The following is a 15,921-nucleotide window of genomic DNA, read 5'->3' on the forward strand; positions in this document are numbered from 1 at the left end:
GCAACGGCTCGTTGCGCAAATGCTCTCGTCCAACGATTCATCGGAATATTGACCCAGGAAGGTGCCCATGGACGCAGCGCTGGATGCCGAGGGGAACCCGGTCACGATCGACCAGGTCCGCGGCCTCGCAGTGCTCCCGGATCTCTGGTGCCCGGGTGAGCTGCGCGACGGCTCCGAGTGCGGCGCCAAGGTCTGGGCGACGTCGCTGCAGAGCACGAAGCGCGCCGCGGCGTTCGCCGCTCACCATGGCGAAGGGTGCGACGAGGGATCGGAGCGGTCTAAGGACCGTCCGGGCGATGCCGGCCACGAGCATCCGCAGGGCACCCGGCCGATCCGGTGGCGGATGCGCCTCGGCATCGCTGAGCCCTCCACCGGCCCGGATGGTCGTCGACGTCCCGACTCGAAGCGGCCCGGGCAGCTGACCCGCCGCTACCGCACCGAGCCGAGCCAGCAGGAGGCGGACAGCGCCGACCAGCGCTCGTTCTCGACGATGCTGGTGAACCTGCTCGCCGACACGATGCCAGCCGGCCTCGAGCTCGTCATCGGCACCCAGGATCCGGTGCCGGCCGACCAGATCATCGTGCACGCCCGGGATGCCGCGATCGCCACCAGGCTCGACACGGATCTCATCATCTGGGGGAAGGTCGCCGGCTACACGCGGACGCAGTGGGACGGGCTCATGCTGCGCCTCGTCGACGCGGCCGACCAGGTCGCGATCCTCGTCGACAAGAAGAACCTCGCCCGCCTGCAGATCACCGACGCCGGCACCCTCGTCGGCCGGCACGTGATCGCCTACGGCCGCTACACGCTCCCGGAAAGCTCCCGGCGGCCGCACGTGCGCGCCGCACACGCCTCGGTGGCGTTCAACCCGCGGGTGGTGCGTCGACGCCGCTGAGCGGCCGTCTGTGGCCGGTGAGAGGATCGTCGCATGTGCGGACGATTCGCCAGCGACCGGCCAGGTCAGCAGCTGCTGCAGGACTACACCGCGACCGCGGCCGACGACGCCCAGGAGTGGCGCGGGTCGTACAGCATCGCCCCGACCAACGCGATGCCGATCGTGCGGGAACGGGTCGACTCGAGCAGCGGAGAGCTGCACCGCACACTCGATGTCGTGCGGTGGGACTTCTGGCCGTCGTTCATCGAGAAGAAGACCAAGCCCAACTTCAACGCGAGGATCGAGCGGCTCACCACCAGCGGACTCTGGCGCGGCGCGTTCGCGTCCTCACGGGCGCTCGTACCGATGCGCGGCTACTACGAATGGACCGGGCCGAAGGTGGACCGGCAGCCGCACTTCCTGCACGCCGCCGACGACGAGCTGCTCACCGCCGCGGGGATCTACACCGCCCGTCGCGTCGGGGACGACTGGATGCTCTCGGCCGCGATCATCACCAGGCCGGCGCGTGACGCGAGCGGCGAGATCCACGACAGGATGCCGGTGTTCCTCGAGCGTGACGTGTGGGAGGAGTACCTGCAGCCGGGCAAGCTCGACCAGGCGGGCCAGGAGCACATGCTCGAGCTGCTCACCGCCGAGTCCGACCGCGTCGCCGGCAGCATCGCCACCTACGAGGTCGATCGGAAGGTGAACTACACCACCCGCGTCGACCCGTCGGATGCCTCCCTGATCGAGGCGATCTGAGCTACCCCGCGTCGGCGGCGCGGCGCAGCTGGTAGTACCGCTCGCGGGTGATCCCCGCAGCGAGAGCCACAGCCGTCACCGGCTCACGCTCCTCGTCGACGGCACGAGCCATGAGGGAGAGCCGGCGGGCCTCGAGCGCGGTGAGCTCCGTGCGGGTCCGCTCGATCGCCTTCCTCGTCTCGTCGATCTCCCGCAGCGTCTCCGTAGCGAACGAGATCTTGGCCTCCCCGCGTGCGTGGCGCACGGGACGGGGCGAACCGAACCGAGCGAGCGCCTTCGCGTCCGGGTCGTCGGTCGCGTCGAAGTCCTCACCCTTGGGCACAGCCATCATCCGCGCGATCAGACGCTTCGCCGCGGCGAGCTCGTCGGCGGTGACCTCGTGGTGCTCCGCAGCCTTCCAGGCGGCGTCGAGCTCGCCGGTCGGTGTGCCGAGGGCCAGCATGACTGTACGGAAGGCGGGGGAGGCGTTCATGGCTCCAAGTGTGAACCCCACTTCACACAGCGTCAAGGGGTCTTCACATCAGTGAACGAGAAGAGGCGGGCGCATCGCCATCGCCGAGGAACGATGGCGGGAGGTTCCACACCCTCAGCATCCTCTCGTCGATGCGCCGCGGCACGGTCTTCGATCCGTCTGCTTCGGGGGAGATCCATCCCGCGACTTCGAGAGCGCGACTGATCTGGGTCGGCGTCTCCTGCAGCCCTGCTTCCGCGAGCAGTTGTCGAGCGACGGCCGGCACGATGTACAGCCTGCCGCTCTTCTGCCGTCCGAGATCCACCGCGCCATCTGACGACGGTGCGAGAACAGCACGGCCCTCTGCCACGGCGGATCTCAGTGAGCTCCGGATGACCTCGGCCAGTTCCTTCGCCGGGTTGTTGGGATCGCCTTCGGTGATGTACTCGACCATCGCCCCTAGGAACTCCGCCGGCATGTCCCACACGCGAGTCAGCTTCCCGTCGATGCGACGCAACACCGTCCATGCCCCATCCGGAGCCCGCTTGATCCACCCCTCAACCGCAAGGGAGCGGCTGAAGACTCCCGCACTCGCCGTCGTGTGCCCCGTGGCGAGCACGAGCTCACGAGCAGGCTGCGGGAGGACATGCAAGCGATCTCCGGAGACCCGACCGAGGTCGATCACATCTGAGCTTCCGGGCACCATCCGCGCTCGCCGCGTTGCCAGGGCGTCGCGCATCAGGTCTCTCAGCATCATCACGAGCGCGGGGTCAGTCGGGTGCTTCCGCCGGTGGATCCGCCGGACCGAATCTGCTTGGGCGGCAGGGGTCCACCTGCCGCCGGCGAGTGGGGCGGGGAGGCCTTCGTCGATCATGAAGGCGCTCAGGATCTCCTGTCCGATGCGCGCTGCACTCTCCGGCGTATGGTCGTCGTCCTCCCACGAGCTGAAGAAGTCGGAGTCGGCAGCCCGGTGATCATCGACCCACCGGCCGATTGCAGTCGCCAGCTCGAGACGCGCGTCCCGCCCGCGATCCATCGCTTCCCACCGGTGGTAGGGCACATCGGTTTGCAGATTGACCTCGAGGAACGGCTCGGCGAGGTTTCCGGGGAGAGGAGCGTCTCCGGTGATGACTACCAGCCGGATCCGGTCGGCGACATCGGGGATGAGCGCGGGGGACTGCGAAGCAGCCATCGCGGCGATGATCTTGCGGAAGTAGCGGCCATGATCGGAACTCGCCGGTTCGCTCGGGTGCGTGCCGGTGAGCAGGAGGGGATCCGGGCCGGCATACGCCTGACCTCGCTCGTACCCGGCCACGGTGTCACTGCGGTCGCGGGATCGGCCTGCCAGCTCCGTGAGAGCTCGTGCGAAGGCGTCGACGTAGTCGAGGGCTCTCACGTCCGGCTCGGCGGGGAGGTAGACCATTGCTGGGAAGGGGCGCCACCAGGAGTACACCGCGGCGCCGAGGAGCTGCAGGTGGTCCTCGGTCTGAGGGATGGAGCCCAGCGCACGGCGCACCAGATCGACAGTCTTGGTCACGATTGCTCCTCTCGGGGAGGGGTTGATACGACCTGAGATGTCCGAAGCCAGGGATGCACGTATCACCCTCTTTCCCCAGGTTAGCAACACTTTTCGGGTTTGGATACTGATTTATGAAACTAGTTAAGTGATCCGAGTGAAACAGCAGCTCGTATCAGAACGAATGATCCTCTGATCTGGGATTTAGACGACGTGATCCGAGTGATCCGAGTGATCCGCAAAAGACCTTCATGTAGACCCTTTTTGCCCCATCGCGATCTGGTGCTGAAAAAATCTCCTCGGCGCGTGTCCGATCTGGCGACATCCGAGCACCTATGGAGGTCATGGGCACTTGGATGGACTTGCGACGCGCCGGGGCAGACTTCTATCTGTATCTGTCACAGGTACGTGCTATACATGAGCCATGGTCGAACAGAAGAAGCCCGGTCACCGCGACCGCGGCAGGCGGCGGCAGCTCATGTCGCGCGTTCCTGACGATCAGTACGCGGTGTACGAAGCCGAAGCTCACAAGCTCGGTATCCCCATCGGCTCATACGCCACGATGGAGCTCGCGAAGCTGCACAAGCTTCCCATCCCGCAGTACATCCTCGACGAACTCAAGCGCGCGAAGGAGCGCCGTGAGGCCGAGGCTCGTGAAGCTGCTCGCGACCAGATCGCGGGTCTCGACTCTCTTGAAGGAGGCCGGCCTTTGGCACGCAGCGCCTAGAACGAGGAAAGTCTCCCGGTCGGCAAACCGAGAGACTTTCGAAGAGTGTGGTTCGAACCTTGCTGTCCAGGCGTCGGGTTCGAGGTTTTGAGTTAGCGACCTTGGCGGGTCGGTGTGCGCATCCCTTGAGAGGAGGAGCGTCTTCATGCTAGCGCAGTTTCGTCTTTTTTGCGATCAACGCGGCCTAGTGCCATGCTCCGTCCCCTCTCGCGCACCGCGCGAGGGCGGACGCTCATGACCCTGATCTCGACCCCTGAATCCGCCCGCAGCGCGTTCGACCGCGTCTGGGACGCTCTCGACGTCAACGGCTACAAGCCGGAGTCTCGCCGTGGCGATCAGTTCATGGCGCTGTGCCCAGTGCACGGCGACAGCCACCGCTCTCTGTCGGTGAAGAACGACCGCGCCAACGAGAAGGTGCTGCTGAACTGCTTCACCTGCCACGCCGACGTCCGCGAGATCACTGCGGCGATCGGCCTGGGCGTCAAGGACCTGTTCGACTCCCCGCTGCCGGAGCGCACCGAGGGTCAGCCCCGCCGCAAGCCGAAGGTGCGGTTCACCGCGGCACCGAAGCTCCCGCCCCGCCTGACCAACAAGTCGACGGCCGACGTCGACAAGTTCAAGGGCGCGAAGTGGGAGCGTGTCACGACCTACCCGTACTTCAACGCCGAGGGCACGCTCGTCGAGGAGGTCATCCGCGAGACGGCCACCGTCGACGGCGAGACCCGCAAGCGGTTCAAGCAGCGGTTCCTCGGCCCGAACGGCCGCATGGTCGCGAAGAAGCCCGATGACTTCGTGTCGGTTCTGTACCGGCACCCCGAAGTGCTGCAGGCGATCGAGGCCGGCACCCGCGTCTGGCTGCTCGAGGGCGAGAAGGACGTCGAGAACGCGGAGAAGGCCGGACTCGTCGCGACCACGAACGCGCAGGGCTCCGGATCCTTCCCCCGCGAGCTCGCCGAGATCTTCCAGGGCGCCGACGTCGCCGTGGTCGCTGACCGCGACGTCGCCGGCTACTCCCGGGCCGCCGAGCTGCACAAGCTGCTCGGCGGAGTCGGCGCCACCGTCACCCTGTACCGGCCCGCCGTCGACGACGACAAAGCTGACCTGACCGACCACCTCGAGGCCGGCTACACCGTCGACCAGCTCGAGCAGCTCACCCCGAACGCAGCGCAGCTGCTCGCCATGCTCGGCGAGCTCCGCAAGATGCTCACCGGCGAGGGCCGCAGCGACACCGTCCAGGTCTGCCGTGACGAGATCGACGCGCAGCTGGCATCCGGTGCGGACTCTCGCGAGGTGCAGCGCAACGTCGAGCTGTGGGCGGGGGAGTCCGTTCGCCGTGTCGCGAAGATGCGGGACCACCTCGAGCACACCCTCGCCATGGTGCCGGCGTCGACGCCGCTCGAGCGCGGCGCTGTCCACGACGCACGCGGTGTGATCCAGGAGGCTGTCGCCATCGCCCGCGGCGCTCACGAGATCGCCGAGCTGCCGATCCCCGACTCGATCGCCGCGGCAGTCGTCCCGCTGCAGCGCGGCTCCTCGGACGATGGTGACAGCGAACCGCCGGTGTTCGACGGTAACCAGTTCTTCCCTGGTGACGACGGCACGGCGAACGAGGGCACCCGGTTCGGTGTGCGCCTCGGGCAGACCGTGCAGATCAAGGTCGAGCGCGACGGCGAAGACTTCCGCAACCGGTACATCCGCGTCTTCGACGGTTGGGGCGAGGTCCTCGCCGCCAGCTACGAGGACTCCGGCCACGAGGCCCGCGCGACCCCGCCGACCACCGAGATCACGGTGCACTTCCACCGTTGGGTGCGCGACCCCGAGACCGGCAAGCCGCTGCGTGACGAGGCCGGCAACATCCAGATCGAGGACGCCGTTGTCGTCTGGGACGAGGACCAGATCCGCGACGGCTCCTGGGCGAACTCGCTGCCATGGCTCGGCATGCTCGAGTCGACGTCCCGCCGCGGCAAGGACCTGTTCTGGGATGCCCTCTACGGCGCCCGGCCGACACCGGCGCAGCGCACCAAGGTCTACACCGGCACCGGCTGGCGCGAGAGCGACCTCGGCCCGTACTTCGTGCACGCCGGCGGCGCGATCACCGCTGAGGGATCCGTCGACGCACCCACCCGCCTCACCGGCGGCCTGCAGCGCATCCACCTCCCCGAGCCGACCACCGAAGCCGCGACGCTGCGCCAGGCCTGGCAGGAGTCGACGGAGATCCTCAAGATGCTCCCGGCCCGCGTGATCGCCCCGCTGCTCGGCCTGGTCTGGCAGTCGCCGTTCGTCCCCGTCCCGCTGATCACCTACGTGTACGGAGCACCCGGCGCCGGCAAGAGCTCCTGCGCCCGCCAGGCCATGCACTACCTCGCCCCGGGCCTAAACCAGGAGAACAGCGAGTCCCCGAAGACGATCCTGTCGGCCACCGGCGCCGGCGACTCCGCGATCGCCATGACCCGCATCCTTGCCAACGCCCGCCACGTCGCCGTCCTCGCCGACGACTTCGTCGACACCGACGTGCGCAAGGCCGTCGCCAAGTTCGACTTCCTCGTCCGCGCCGTCTTCGACCGCGAAGGCCGCAAGGTCGGCGGACAGCGCGGCGGCGTGCGGGAAGCCCCGCCGATCGACGCCTCAGTCATCGCGACCGGACAGATCGGCCTCAACGGATCCGCCCTGCAGCGCACGTTCTCGATCGGCCTCAACCCCGGCGAGATCAAGAATGTCGACGAGACCTTCGAGCTCCTCGAGCAGAAGACACTCCGAGACCAGCGCGCACTGCTGGGCGCCTCCCTGATCCGCTGGCTCGCCAAGCACCGCGACGCGCTGCGCACCCACTACTTCGAAGGACCGCAGGACGCCACCCACACCAAGGCGCAGCTCTCCAAGGTCTGGCGCGAGCGCACCGCACCGCTCCCGCACGACCCCGGCGCCAAGGGCCGGATGAAGGATGCCGCGGTGAACGCTGACCACGGCATCCGCCTCATGCTGCGCATGCTCGTCGAGGTCGGCGCTCTCACTCAGGCCGAGGCCACCGACTTCCACACCTGGGCCGACAAGGGAATCTGGGACGCCCTCGTGCGACAGGAGGGCGGCGCCAGCAACCCCGGCGTCATGGCCATCGAGCTGCTCCGCGAAGCACTCGCCGCGGGTTCGGCGCACCTGGTCACCACGAGCGGCGACATCCCCGACGACGCCGAGCAGCTGGGCTGGACGCAGCGCGGCCGTCCGCCGCAGGACACCTGGTCACCGAACGGCGTGCGTATCGGTGCGATCAAGGACAACGGCGACGGAGAGCCGCGGCTCTACCTGCACCCGCGCGTGATGATCGAGACGATCACCCGCGTCGCCGCCGGCACCGGCGAGCCGATCACCGACACCGTCCACACCATCGGCTCGAGCTTCATCGCCCACGGGTGGATGAAGGCCGACAAGGGCGGAAACCAGACCCTCGGCCGCCGCGTCGAGGGACGCTTCACCCGTGTCTGGGACATCCCGCTCAGCGTGCTCACCGGCGACAACGGATCCGGCATCGACACCCCGGAAGGCGACGACCACACGCCGCCGACCCCGCTCGACGACGGCAGCGCCCCCGCGCTCTTCGACGTTCCACCGGCAGCGCCGACCGCTCCCGCTGCCCCCGCGCCTGAGCAGCCCGCTCCGGCCGCAGAGGAGCCCGCTCCGGCGCCGGAAGCGGCTCCCGCGGCCCAGGCACACACGGCGGCGGCTCCGGCCGCTCAGAAGCCTGCAGCGCGCCGCACCGCGGCGGGCGAGTTCGCCGCGGCCGCCGCGGTGCTGGACACCGATGGACTGTGGCTGCCGGACGGGACGCTGGTCCCGCTCGAGCGGCCGATCGAGCACCTCGGCAACATCGCCGAGCTCGTCGCGCAGCTGCGCCTGGGCACGAAAAACCAGTGGAAGAACGAGGCCGGCCAGATCTACGCCACGGCGGATGCCGCCCGCGCGCTCGGGATCCCCGTCGACGAGCTGCCCTCGCCCGAGCGACGTCTCGGCTCGATCCTCCACGACCTCACCGTCGACCACCCCCTCGTCCTGGGCGCGCGTGAGGCCGGCTACGAGGTCGGCGGGCAGGACAACGCGCTCAGCGCGACCACCCGCATCTGGAAGCCGGGCGAGAGCCGGCTGCAGGCCCGGTTCGTGATCATCCCCGCGCTGCGCGACGACTTCCAGCACCTCATCGGCGACAACCCGACCCCGGCCGTCCTCGCGCACCGCCTCGACCTGTTCGCCAGTGCCCTGCAGACCCCGTATGCGGTGAACGCCTCCACGACCGGCCAGGACCTCATGTTCCACCTGGCGCCCTCGAAGGAGGAGCGCACCGCCCGGTTCACGCCGCACAAGCCCGTCGAGCCCGCGACGATCCCGACGCTCGAGATGGACATCAACTGGCACCGGCAGCCGACCGAGGAAGAGCTGCAGCACCGCTGGGTGCACGCCTACGACCGTGGCGGCAGCTACCTCGCCGGCGTCAGCGGCTGCGAGCTCGGCATCGGGGAGCCGTCCTATCACCCGAACGGCGTCGCCTTCGACCGCAAGGTGCCCGGCTACTGGAAGGTCAACCTCCCCGAGCGCGCCGAGTGGCTCGTGCCCAACCCGCTCGACCCGATCAACCGCGACAAGAGCCTCGCCGGCCTCGAGTCATGGGTCTCGACCCCGACGCTCGAGCTCGCGATCGAGTGGGGCTACGACTTCGAGATCCTCGAGGCGTGGACGTGGGAGAACCACACCCGCCTGCTGGACACCTGGTACGAGCGGATCCGCAACGCCCGCACCGAGCTCGACACCGCCGACCCGGATGCGCAGGCGGCCCGCGATCTCCTCAAGGAGGTCTACGTCCGCAGCCTCGGGCTGATGGCCAGCTTCGAGCACCACGAGGGCAAGCCCGGCTTCGCCCCCGAGCGCTACCACGCGATCCAGGCCCGCGCCCGGGCGAACATCCTCCGCCGCGTCAAGAAGATCGGCGACGAGACCGGCCGTTGGCCCGTCGCGATCACCCGCGACACCGTCCTGTACACGTCGCCGCTGACCGACCCGGACAAGGCCTGGCCGGGCGACGAGCGCAACTACGGCCGCGGCCTCGGCCAGTTCAAGTACGAGGGTTCGGCCGACCTACAGGAGCACCTGCCGTTCCTCACCGGCAAGGGCCGCTACGAGGGCAAGTCCCACCTCATCGAGCTCATCTGATCCACGAAGGGAGTAGACCATGGCAACCGACGACGACGCACTGAAGCAGCGCAACACGCTTTTCCAGGCGATCAGCTGGCTCGGCTCTGAGTCCGAGCCGTCGACCCCAGGGACCGGGGGAGCCGAGGCATCCGACGTCGCCAAGCACCTGCGCACGCTCTACTCGACGACCCGCACGGTCACCACGCCGGGCGGCGTCAAGAAATCCGTCACGAAGATCTCCACCGCCGAGGCCGCGAAGGCGCTCGGCGTCAGCCAGCGCACGGTGCAGCGGTGGCTGAAGGGCGTCCACAACCCCAAACAGACCGTGATGAACACCCTCAAGAAGAAGGCCCGCCAGGCCGTCACCACCAAGCGCGGCCGCCAGCAGATGGTGCGCCGAGCTCGCGCGAACCAGCGCATCCCGATGGGCGGCGTGAAGGTATCCGTCACCGGCACGCAGGGACCGCGCGACTACTCCCGCGATCGCACCATCCAGCAGAAGCTCACGCCGGAGGAGTACGAGAACTTCCGCAGCGCCTGGGCGATGGGCGGCGACGTCGCCGCCCGCGAGTACCTTGAGGCCGTCCTCAGCGAGAAGTACGTCGACGACTGGAAGATCGGCAAGATCTCCGGGATGAGCATGAACGGCATCGACGCCGGCGACGACCGCAGCGACCCCCGCGCCTCCCGCTGACCCCCGAACTTCCGAACTTACAGAGTAGAGAGGATCCACGAATGACCACCGTCACCGCAGACCCGGCGCACGAGCTGTTCGCGGCCATCGGTCGCGAGATCGACGTCCACGACGACACCGCCGTGCGCGAGCTGCTCTTCGGCGAGCTGCAGCTGCCGCAGACGCCGGCGACCGCCGCCGGCCCGTCCCTCGCGATCGCCGATCTGCGCGAGCTCCACCACGAGACCTTCAACGCCCTCCTGGGCACGATCATCACGCTCCGAGAGAGGAGGTGAATCGCATGACCGTCACCGTCTACACCAAGCCTTCCTGCGTCCAGTGCAACGCGACCTACCGCGCGCTGGATGCCAAGAGCATCGACTACGAGATCCACGACCTGTCCGAGGATCCCGCAGCGCTCGAGAAGGTCAAGGCCCTCGGCTACCTGCAGGCGCCCGTCGTCATCACGGACGAGGACCACTGGGCGGGCTTCCGCCCCGACAAGATCGACGAGCTCGCAGCCCGTCTCACGTGAGCTGCAGCTCACAGGGGAGAGCCCCGGTCCGGATTCACTCCGGCCGGGGCTCTTTCTTCTTCCGGGGCTTGGTCACCGGGATCTTCACCTGCGGGTGATCTCGCAGCCACTCGAGCGTCGGCCGCGGCGCCGGCGCCAGCCAGGCCTGGGTGCGGCCGCGGCTCATCCGCCCCGAGGGGACCATCACTCGGTAGGGGCCGACCGCCTCGAGCAGCTCACCCTTGGCGACCTGGGCGCGGAACCTGTTGCGGAACTCGACCTCTTCGAGGACCTCGCCGCCGTCGGCGCGCAGCCGCCGGCTCATCTCGCCGCTGTCCGGGTTGGTCAGCCGCACCACGAGGACACCACGGTCGCGCAGCTGCACCACGGTGAGCAGGTGCGGCCGCAGCCAGCCGTCCCGCTTCCAGGCGTCGCTGATCGGTGCGCCGCGGCCGGCGATGTCCCACAGCGCCTCACGGGCGAACAGCAGCTCACGCCGCTCACGCTCGAGCACCGCCGTCTCGGGAGCCACGAGAGCCGCGACCTGGTCGCGACGCCGCTCCGGGATGCCGTTGCGGACCCAGCGGCGCACCGTCGACGGGCTGACGCCGAGCTCCTTCGCCGCCACGTTGGCATCCAGCCGTGTACGGCGCCCGAAGGCGCCCAGAGCGTTCGCGAGCACGCTCGCAAGCTGTCGGTCCGCCCAGGGGTCCGGGGTCGTCTCATCGGTCACGAGGAGCCTCCGATCGGCGCACCACGACCCGTGCAGGGCGGCGCCGGAACATGCGGACGATCGTGACGATCGCCACAACCAGGATGCCCACACCGCTCGTCGCGACCAGGATGATCGCGAGGATCGGCCATCCGCGCATGCCGACGATCGCCACGAGGACGATGACGCACACGGCGATGGCCACGAGCGGGATGAGCGGGGACATCAGCGACGGATCCCCGTGAGCTCGTCGAACGTCGTGCCGAGCCGCTTCGCGAAACGCTCGAGCTCGACCTCACGCCACGTCGTCTTGCCGGAGAAGCGCTGACGCAGCGCATTGTCGGAGATCTCCGCCAACGACACGAACTCCGCGAACGTGCCGGCAGCGCGGATCCGCCGCTCGATCTCCTCGTTCACCTCAGCCGGCAACTTGTACCGCTTGCTGCCCACCGCCGGCGGGCGGCCGCTGCGGCCGGCGGACTTCGCACCGCGCTGGTCGACGTACTTCTGCATCACCTGCCGGTCCCAGCCGGGAGAGCGCATCGAAGGCGGGGTGATCGGCTTCGGGAAGCTCGGGTCCGTGCGCGCCGCCTTCATCACACCGGGCACGGAGATCTTCATCATGTCGGCGATCTCCGCATAGCCGACGATCTCTGTCTTCGCCATCATCACTCCTAGTTTTAGGCGGTTTACATGCACCAATATAGGGCATCCGTCCGACACCCGCACTAGAATCGGCTCAACACACGGGAGACACTAGTTTTTGCGTCGTGAGTGTGACTAATATAGGGATCGTCAAGTCACCTAACCCACGGGAGTAGAGCACATGTCTTCCCTCACCACCCTCCTCGCCTCGACAGAGACCGACGGACCACGCATCTTCGACGCCATCAGTGGGATCGCCTCGTCGATGACCACCATCTTTTCCTTCGCCGCGATCTTCTTCGGCGCGGTCTTCTGCATCATGGGCGTCACCAGGCTGATGCGCACCGCCGGCACCGAGTACAGCTCGGGGTGGGGCCACATCGGCGCCGGCGTGGTCGTCATGGCCACCGCGGTGTTCCTGCCGTGGATCCTCGGCTCCTTCGACCAACTCGGGGAGACGGATCCCACCCCGAGCGCAAAGCCATCGTCGACGACCTCGCCAGAACCCACATCGACCGCTGCGCCGTCGACCGCTCCCGAGACCGTGCAGGAACCCGCCGACCTCACCTGGCTGCTCGTCGTCCTCGGCATCATCGGCGCCCTGATCCTCGCCGCCGTACTGATCTGGATCCTCATCGCCGCCACCGGCCGCGCTCGCCGCAGCATCCGCGCCGCCCGCAAGGAAGCCGAAGTGGAGCGTGCCGGCCGGGAGCGGATCGCCACGGCCTGGCAGGCCTTCCACGATCGCCACAACGAGCTGCTGCGCAAGATCGTGCACTCCGAGACCGACTGGGACTCGCTGTTCTTCCTGCCGGCGCTCACCGACCCGAACGTCCCACAGACCTACGCGATGCTGCGGGCCATGCGGGCCGCCGGCACGCAGCGCGACACGGCCGGCGAGCTGCCCGCGAATCTGCCCCTAGACGTCGATCTGACCACGCTCCCGTACCCCAAGGCAGTCGAGGCGTTCGCGGTCGCCTGGGACGCTGCAGAGCGCAACGCACGCCGTCTCGGCCAGAAGGGCGTGCCCCACGCCGAGCGCAAGCTCATCAAGGAGATCCGCACCCTCCTCGACATGGCCGAGAACGCGGCCGCATCATCGACCGAGCGTAGCCTCGCCTACCGCCGCGCGCAGAAGCTCATCGAGAGCCTCGAGACCGTCCACGTCCCCGAGAAGGCGATCGCTCAGCTCGAGGAACGCCAGCAGCTCATGATCACCGCGAACTGAACCAACGGAGCCGAGCACATGAGTCCTCAGACATGCATGCTGGTATGACGGTGCGGGGGTCGTGACCCGAAATCTGACTGGCGTCCTGCTGGACTGCCGATGGTCTGATCAGTCCGGCTCCCGCGCCTTCTGACGGCACCGGCCGGTCGGGCATGACCTAATACGAGCCTGACCCCGTCGCAGGAGGCCTGGTGCATGTCCTGTCTGACCGATCCGGCCGGTGTCGACCCCACTGGATCGGAAGGGCATCACCAGCATGACAGAGCACCACCACCGGGTCGGCGGAATCGACTCCCACAAAGACAGCATCCACGCTGCGGTCATCGACGAGGTCGGGCATCACGTCGCTGATCGTGAGTTCCCGACCACGCAAGCCGGCTACCGTCGGGCGGTCGCGTGGCTCATCGAGCACGGTCCTTTGACGGCTGTCGGGGTCGAGGGGACCTCGAGCTACGGCGTCGGCATCACCGCGGCCATCGCCGCGGCTGGCATCCGGGTGGTGGAAGTCAACCGCACCAGGCCAGCCGAGCGGCGACGGCAGGGGAAGACAGACCGGCTCGACGCCTACCGCGCCGCACGGTCGGTGCAGTCGGGTGAAGCCAGCACCGATCCGAAAAGCGCCACGATCGAGCCACTGCGTCACTGAACGTGGCCCGCCGTTCGGCGGTCAAAGCTCAGCAAGTCGCTTTCCGGCAGATCGGCGCAGTGCTGGTCAACGCCCCCGCCCATCTCCGGGATCGTTACCGGAACCTGAGCGACGCAAAGCTGATCGCCGCGCTTGCTGCCGTCCGGCCAGAACAACACACCGATCCCGGCCTGGCCGATATCCTCCACTCCCTGCGTTCACTGGCGCGCCGCTACCGCGCGCTCGGAGAAGAGATCACTGACATCGAAGCTCGCATGAGAGCACGCGTGACCGCAGCCAACCCCGCCCTCATAGCCGTCAAAGGAGTCGGTCCCGTCGTTGGCGCGCAACTGCTGATCACCGCCGGGGACAACCCCGACCGGCTCAGATCCTCCGCGTCCTTCGCCGCGCTCTGCGGCACCGCCCCGATCCCGGTCAGCTCCGGCCGCACCGACCGACACCGACTCTCCCGAGGCGGAGACCGGCAAGCCAACGCCGCGCTGCACCACATCGTGAAAGTCCGACTCTCCTGCGATCCCGCCACCCGCGCCTACCGCGACGCGCATCTCGCGAAGGGATGGACGATCAAAGCCGTGTTCCGCGCTCTCAAACGCGCTGTCGCACGCGAGATCTTCCAGGCACTCACCGGGAACTGCGTCGTGCCCGACTACAGCGACCTACGTCCCGCACGCCGGGCCAAGAACCTCACCCTGACTGCTGCAGCCAACCACCTCGGCGTCTGGCCCGCCCGAGTCGGCGAACTCGAACTTGGACGACGACCCAACGACGAACTCGCCACCCGCTACCGCGAATGGCTCACAGCCGCTTGACACGCAATAGGAGCATCACACCCTCAGCCCGAGACCGGCAGCGCCGAGCGCGCGAGGGCCGCTGTAGCCGCCCTCGCCGGCAACGTGACCCATCGGCCCACGGACCATGAAATCGAGCTCTCAGAGGCGCTCACAGCGCTCCTCGCCGACCACGAGGCGCTGCTGAGCGATGTCCAGGAGAGGTGCGCCGTGGCATTCGACCGCGGCGTCGACGCGGAGCTCGAGGCGGCCATGCACCCGGACCCCGCTGCGGGCTACAAGTTCCCATCGAACCCCTACCGGCAGGAGCAGCCATGAGCGTCACCGAATCAGAGCCGGTCACGGTCGGCATCACCGTCCCGTCCATCGCCCCGCAGGACCTCCTCGAGCGAGTCACCGCCATGGCCGACGATCTCGCCGCCGCCGGCATCAGCGTCGAGCTCGACGTCATCCGCACCTGCCGCAGCTGCGGATGCACGGACGACAGCGCTTGCTTCCTCGGCTGCACATGGGTCAGCGAGACCGAGGACCTCTGCTCGAGCTGCGCGCCCGCCTCGAGCACGCCGGCGGCCGACCATGGCTGAGACCGCCGGCGGATGGGGCAACGAACCCGGCGGCGGCGAGCTCTGGCGCCTCATCGGCGATGCCTTCGGGCGCGCAGCGGCCGCAGACCCGCCGCGGCCGCCAGATCCGGAGATCTACCCTCACCCCATCCGAGTCGACGGCCCCGCCCACTCCTGGATCTGGGACGGCGATGACCCCCGAATCGAATGCGCCGGATGCAAGGAACTCAGGGACGCCCACAACGGCCACGTCCTCCGGCCCGGCCAAGCCTGAAACACACGTCCCCGATCGCCCCGGCTCTCACCACCGAGAGACCGGGGCGATCTGCTGCTCCCTCCCTGACGAGGGGCGGGGGGAGCCCGGGGGGAGGCGCGCAGCGCCCGGGGCCGATCGACCGATGCGGGCCAGCCCGGCGAGGGGCGGGCCCGGCACCGAGCCCGGGGAGCGATGGCCCCGGCCAACCGGGGCGCGCAGCGACCCGGCCGCGGGGCGGGACTGGACCGCCACGAGAAGAGCAACCACGAGAGGGCCGGCGGCCTGCCGCCGGTGGCTATGGGTCGAGCGCGCAGCGCTGAGACCGGCCTAGCCGGAGGACGTGGCCGTTGTGGGCGTCCCTGAGTTCCTTGCATCCGGCGCATTCGAT

17 protein-coding genes are annotated in these 15,921 nt (G+C 68.5%); 12 read left to right on the top strand and 5 right to left on the bottom strand.

All coding sequences use genetic code 11. The annotated features are described in order from the left end of the window. Positions 1-67: 67 nt before the first annotated feature. Together CSIV_RS00490 and CSIV_RS00495 are read left to right on the top strand one after the other, a co-directional pair. The gene (locus CSIV_RS00490; RefSeq protein WP_077049479.1) at positions 68-895 is read left to right on the top strand and encodes a hypothetical protein; all 828 of its coding nucleotides are present in this window, start codon (positions 68-70) and stop codon (positions 893-895) included. 33 nt (positions 896-928) lie between these two features. Continuing rightward, on the top strand, positions 929-1,636 hold the full coding sequence (locus CSIV_RS00495; protein ID WP_077049480.1) for an SOS response-associated peptidase: 708 nt from the start codon (positions 929-931) through the stop codon (positions 1,634-1,636). A gap of 1 nt (position 1,637) precedes the next feature. Here the strand turns inward: CSIV_RS00495 and CSIV_RS00500 are convergent, their stop codons facing one another. Next, on the bottom strand, positions 1,638-2,108 hold the full coding sequence (locus tag CSIV_RS00500) for a hypothetical protein (RefSeq protein ID WP_139340555.1): 471 nt from the start codon (positions 2,106-2,108) through the stop codon (positions 1,638-1,640). A gap of 43 nt (positions 2,109-2,151) precedes the next feature. Then, positions 2,152-3,624, bottom strand: a complete 1,473-nt coding sequence (locus CSIV_RS00505; protein ID WP_077049482.1) for a hypothetical protein — start codon at positions 3,622-3,624, stop codon at positions 2,152-2,154. Between the two features lie 403 nt (positions 3,625-4,027). On the opposite strand from CSIV_RS00505, the gene CSIV_RS00510 reads away from it, so the two are divergent. The 5 genes from CSIV_RS00510 (at position 4,028) to nrdH (ending at position 10,716) form a co-directional block, all read left to right on the top strand. Beyond that, positions 4,028-4,330 carry a hypothetical protein gene (locus CSIV_RS00510; RefSeq protein ID WP_077049483.1) on the top strand — a complete coding sequence of 101 codons (303 nt, stop codon included), beginning with the start codon at positions 4,028-4,030 and terminating at the stop codon, positions 4,328-4,330. Between the two features lie 234 nt (positions 4,331-4,564). Continuing rightward, a complete protein-coding gene (locus CSIV_RS00515) occupies positions 4,565-9,526 on the top strand; it encodes a telomere-associated protein (protein WP_139340556.1) in 4,962 nt (1,653 codons plus the stop codon). Positions 9,527-9,545: 19 nt separating this feature from the next. Next, entirely contained in the window at positions 9,546-10,202 is a 657-nt protein-coding gene (locus CSIV_RS00520) for a helix-turn-helix domain-containing protein (RefSeq protein WP_077049484.1), read from the top strand. 41 nt (positions 10,203-10,243) lie between these two features. Then, positions 10,244-10,477 carry a hypothetical protein gene (locus tag CSIV_RS00525; RefSeq protein ID WP_077049485.1) on the top strand — a complete coding sequence of 78 codons (234 nt, stop codon included), beginning with the start codon at positions 10,244-10,246 and terminating at the stop codon, positions 10,475-10,477. Between the two features lie 5 nt (positions 10,478-10,482). Further along, positions 10,483-10,716: a glutaredoxin-like protein NrdH gene (nrdH, locus tag CSIV_RS00530; protein WP_077049486.1), complete on the top strand. Its 234-nt coding sequence runs from the start codon at positions 10,483-10,485 to the stop codon at positions 10,714-10,716. Positions 10,717-10,750: 34 nt separating this feature from the next. Here the strand turns inward: nrdH and CSIV_RS00535 are convergent, their stop codons facing one another. The 3 genes from CSIV_RS00535 to CSIV_RS00545 are packed head-to-tail and all read right to left on the bottom strand — an operon-like array spanning position 10,751 to position 12,073. Then, entirely contained in the window at positions 10,751-11,428 is a 678-nt protein-coding gene (locus tag CSIV_RS00535; RefSeq protein ID WP_077049487.1) for a hypothetical protein, read from the bottom strand. Continuing rightward, positions 11,418-11,633, bottom strand: a complete 216-nt coding sequence (locus tag CSIV_RS00540) for a hypothetical protein (protein WP_077049488.1) — start codon at positions 11,631-11,633, stop codon at positions 11,418-11,420. The genes CSIV_RS00535 and CSIV_RS00540 overlap by 11 nt, the downstream gene beginning before the upstream one ends. After that, positions 11,633-12,073 carry a hypothetical protein gene (locus tag CSIV_RS00545; RefSeq protein WP_077049489.1) on the bottom strand — a complete coding sequence of 147 codons (441 nt, stop codon included), beginning with the start codon at positions 12,071-12,073 and terminating at the stop codon, positions 11,633-11,635. Before CSIV_RS00545 ends, CSIV_RS00540 begins: the two co-directional genes overlap by 1 nt. A gap of 160 nt (positions 12,074-12,233) precedes the next feature. Between CSIV_RS00545 and CSIV_RS00550 the strand changes: the two genes are divergently transcribed. From CSIV_RS00550 to CSIV_RS00565, 5 genes are all read left to right on the top strand, one after another. Continuing rightward, positions 12,234-13,280, top strand: a complete 1,047-nt coding sequence (locus CSIV_RS00550) for a hypothetical protein (RefSeq protein ID WP_077049490.1) — start codon at positions 12,234-12,236, stop codon at positions 13,278-13,280. Positions 13,281-13,500: 220 nt separating this feature from the next. After that, positions 13,501-13,926, top strand: a complete 426-nt coding sequence (locus tag CSIV_RS18545) for an IS110 family transposase (RefSeq protein ID WP_202969663.1) — start codon at positions 13,501-13,503, stop codon at positions 13,924-13,926. A gap of 2 nt (positions 13,927-13,928) precedes the next feature. Continuing rightward, a complete protein-coding gene (locus CSIV_RS00555) occupies positions 13,929-14,735 on the top strand; it encodes a transposase (protein WP_202969664.1) in 807 nt (268 codons plus the stop codon). An 84-nt stretch (positions 14,736-14,819) separates the two neighbouring features. Further along, entirely contained in the window at positions 14,820-15,032 is a 213-nt protein-coding gene (locus CSIV_RS00560; RefSeq protein WP_077049491.1) for a hypothetical protein, read from the top strand. Then, positions 15,029-15,298 carry a hypothetical protein gene (locus tag CSIV_RS00565; protein WP_077049492.1) on the top strand — a complete coding sequence of 90 codons (270 nt, stop codon included), beginning with the start codon at positions 15,029-15,031 and terminating at the stop codon, positions 15,296-15,298. Before CSIV_RS00560 ends, CSIV_RS00565 begins: the two co-directional genes overlap by 4 nt. Positions 15,299-15,921: the final 623 nt, after the last annotated feature.

The sequence above is a fragment of the Microbacterium sp. CSI-V genome (assembly GCF_001984105.1).
Classification (GTDB): domain Bacteria; phylum Actinomycetota; class Actinomycetes; order Actinomycetales; family Microbacteriaceae; genus Microbacterium.

Coding starts and splice junctions, on each gene's coding strand:
- CSIV_RS00490 (WP_077049479.1), top strand. CDS start 68: ATGGACGCAGCGCTGGATGCCGAGGGGAACCCGGTCACGATCGACCAG.
- CSIV_RS00495 (WP_077049480.1), top strand. CDS start 929: ATGTGCGGACGATTCGCCAGCGACCGGCCAGGTCAGCAGCTGCTGCAG.
- CSIV_RS00500 (WP_139340555.1), bottom strand. CDS start 2,108: ATGAACGCCTCCCCCGCCTTCCGTACAGTCATGCTGGCCCTCGGCACA.
- CSIV_RS00510 (WP_077049483.1), top strand. CDS start 4,028: ATGGTCGAACAGAAGAAGCCCGGTCACCGCGACCGCGGCAGGCGGCGG.
- CSIV_RS00515 (WP_139340556.1), top strand. CDS start 4,565: ATGACCCTGATCTCGACCCCTGAATCCGCCCGCAGCGCGTTCGACCGC.
- CSIV_RS00520 (WP_077049484.1), top strand. CDS start 9,546: ATGGCAACCGACGACGACGCACTGAAGCAGCGCAACACGCTTTTCCAG.
- CSIV_RS00525 (WP_077049485.1), top strand. CDS start 10,244: ATGACCACCGTCACCGCAGACCCGGCGCACGAGCTGTTCGCGGCCATC.
- nrdH (WP_077049486.1), top strand. CDS start 10,483: ATGACCGTCACCGTCTACACCAAGCCTTCCTGCGTCCAGTGCAACGCG.
- CSIV_RS00540 (WP_077049488.1), bottom strand. CDS start 11,633: ATGTCCCCGCTCATCCCGCTCGTGGCCATCGCCGTGTGCGTCATCGTC.
- CSIV_RS00545 (WP_077049489.1), bottom strand. CDS start 12,073: ATGGCGAAGACAGAGATCGTCGGCTATGCGGAGATCGCCGACATGATG.
- CSIV_RS00550 (WP_077049490.1), top strand. CDS start 12,234: ATGTCTTCCCTCACCACCCTCCTCGCCTCGACAGAGACCGACGGACCA.
- CSIV_RS00565 (WP_077049492.1), top strand. CDS start 15,029: ATGAGCGTCACCGAATCAGAGCCGGTCACGGTCGGCATCACCGTCCCG.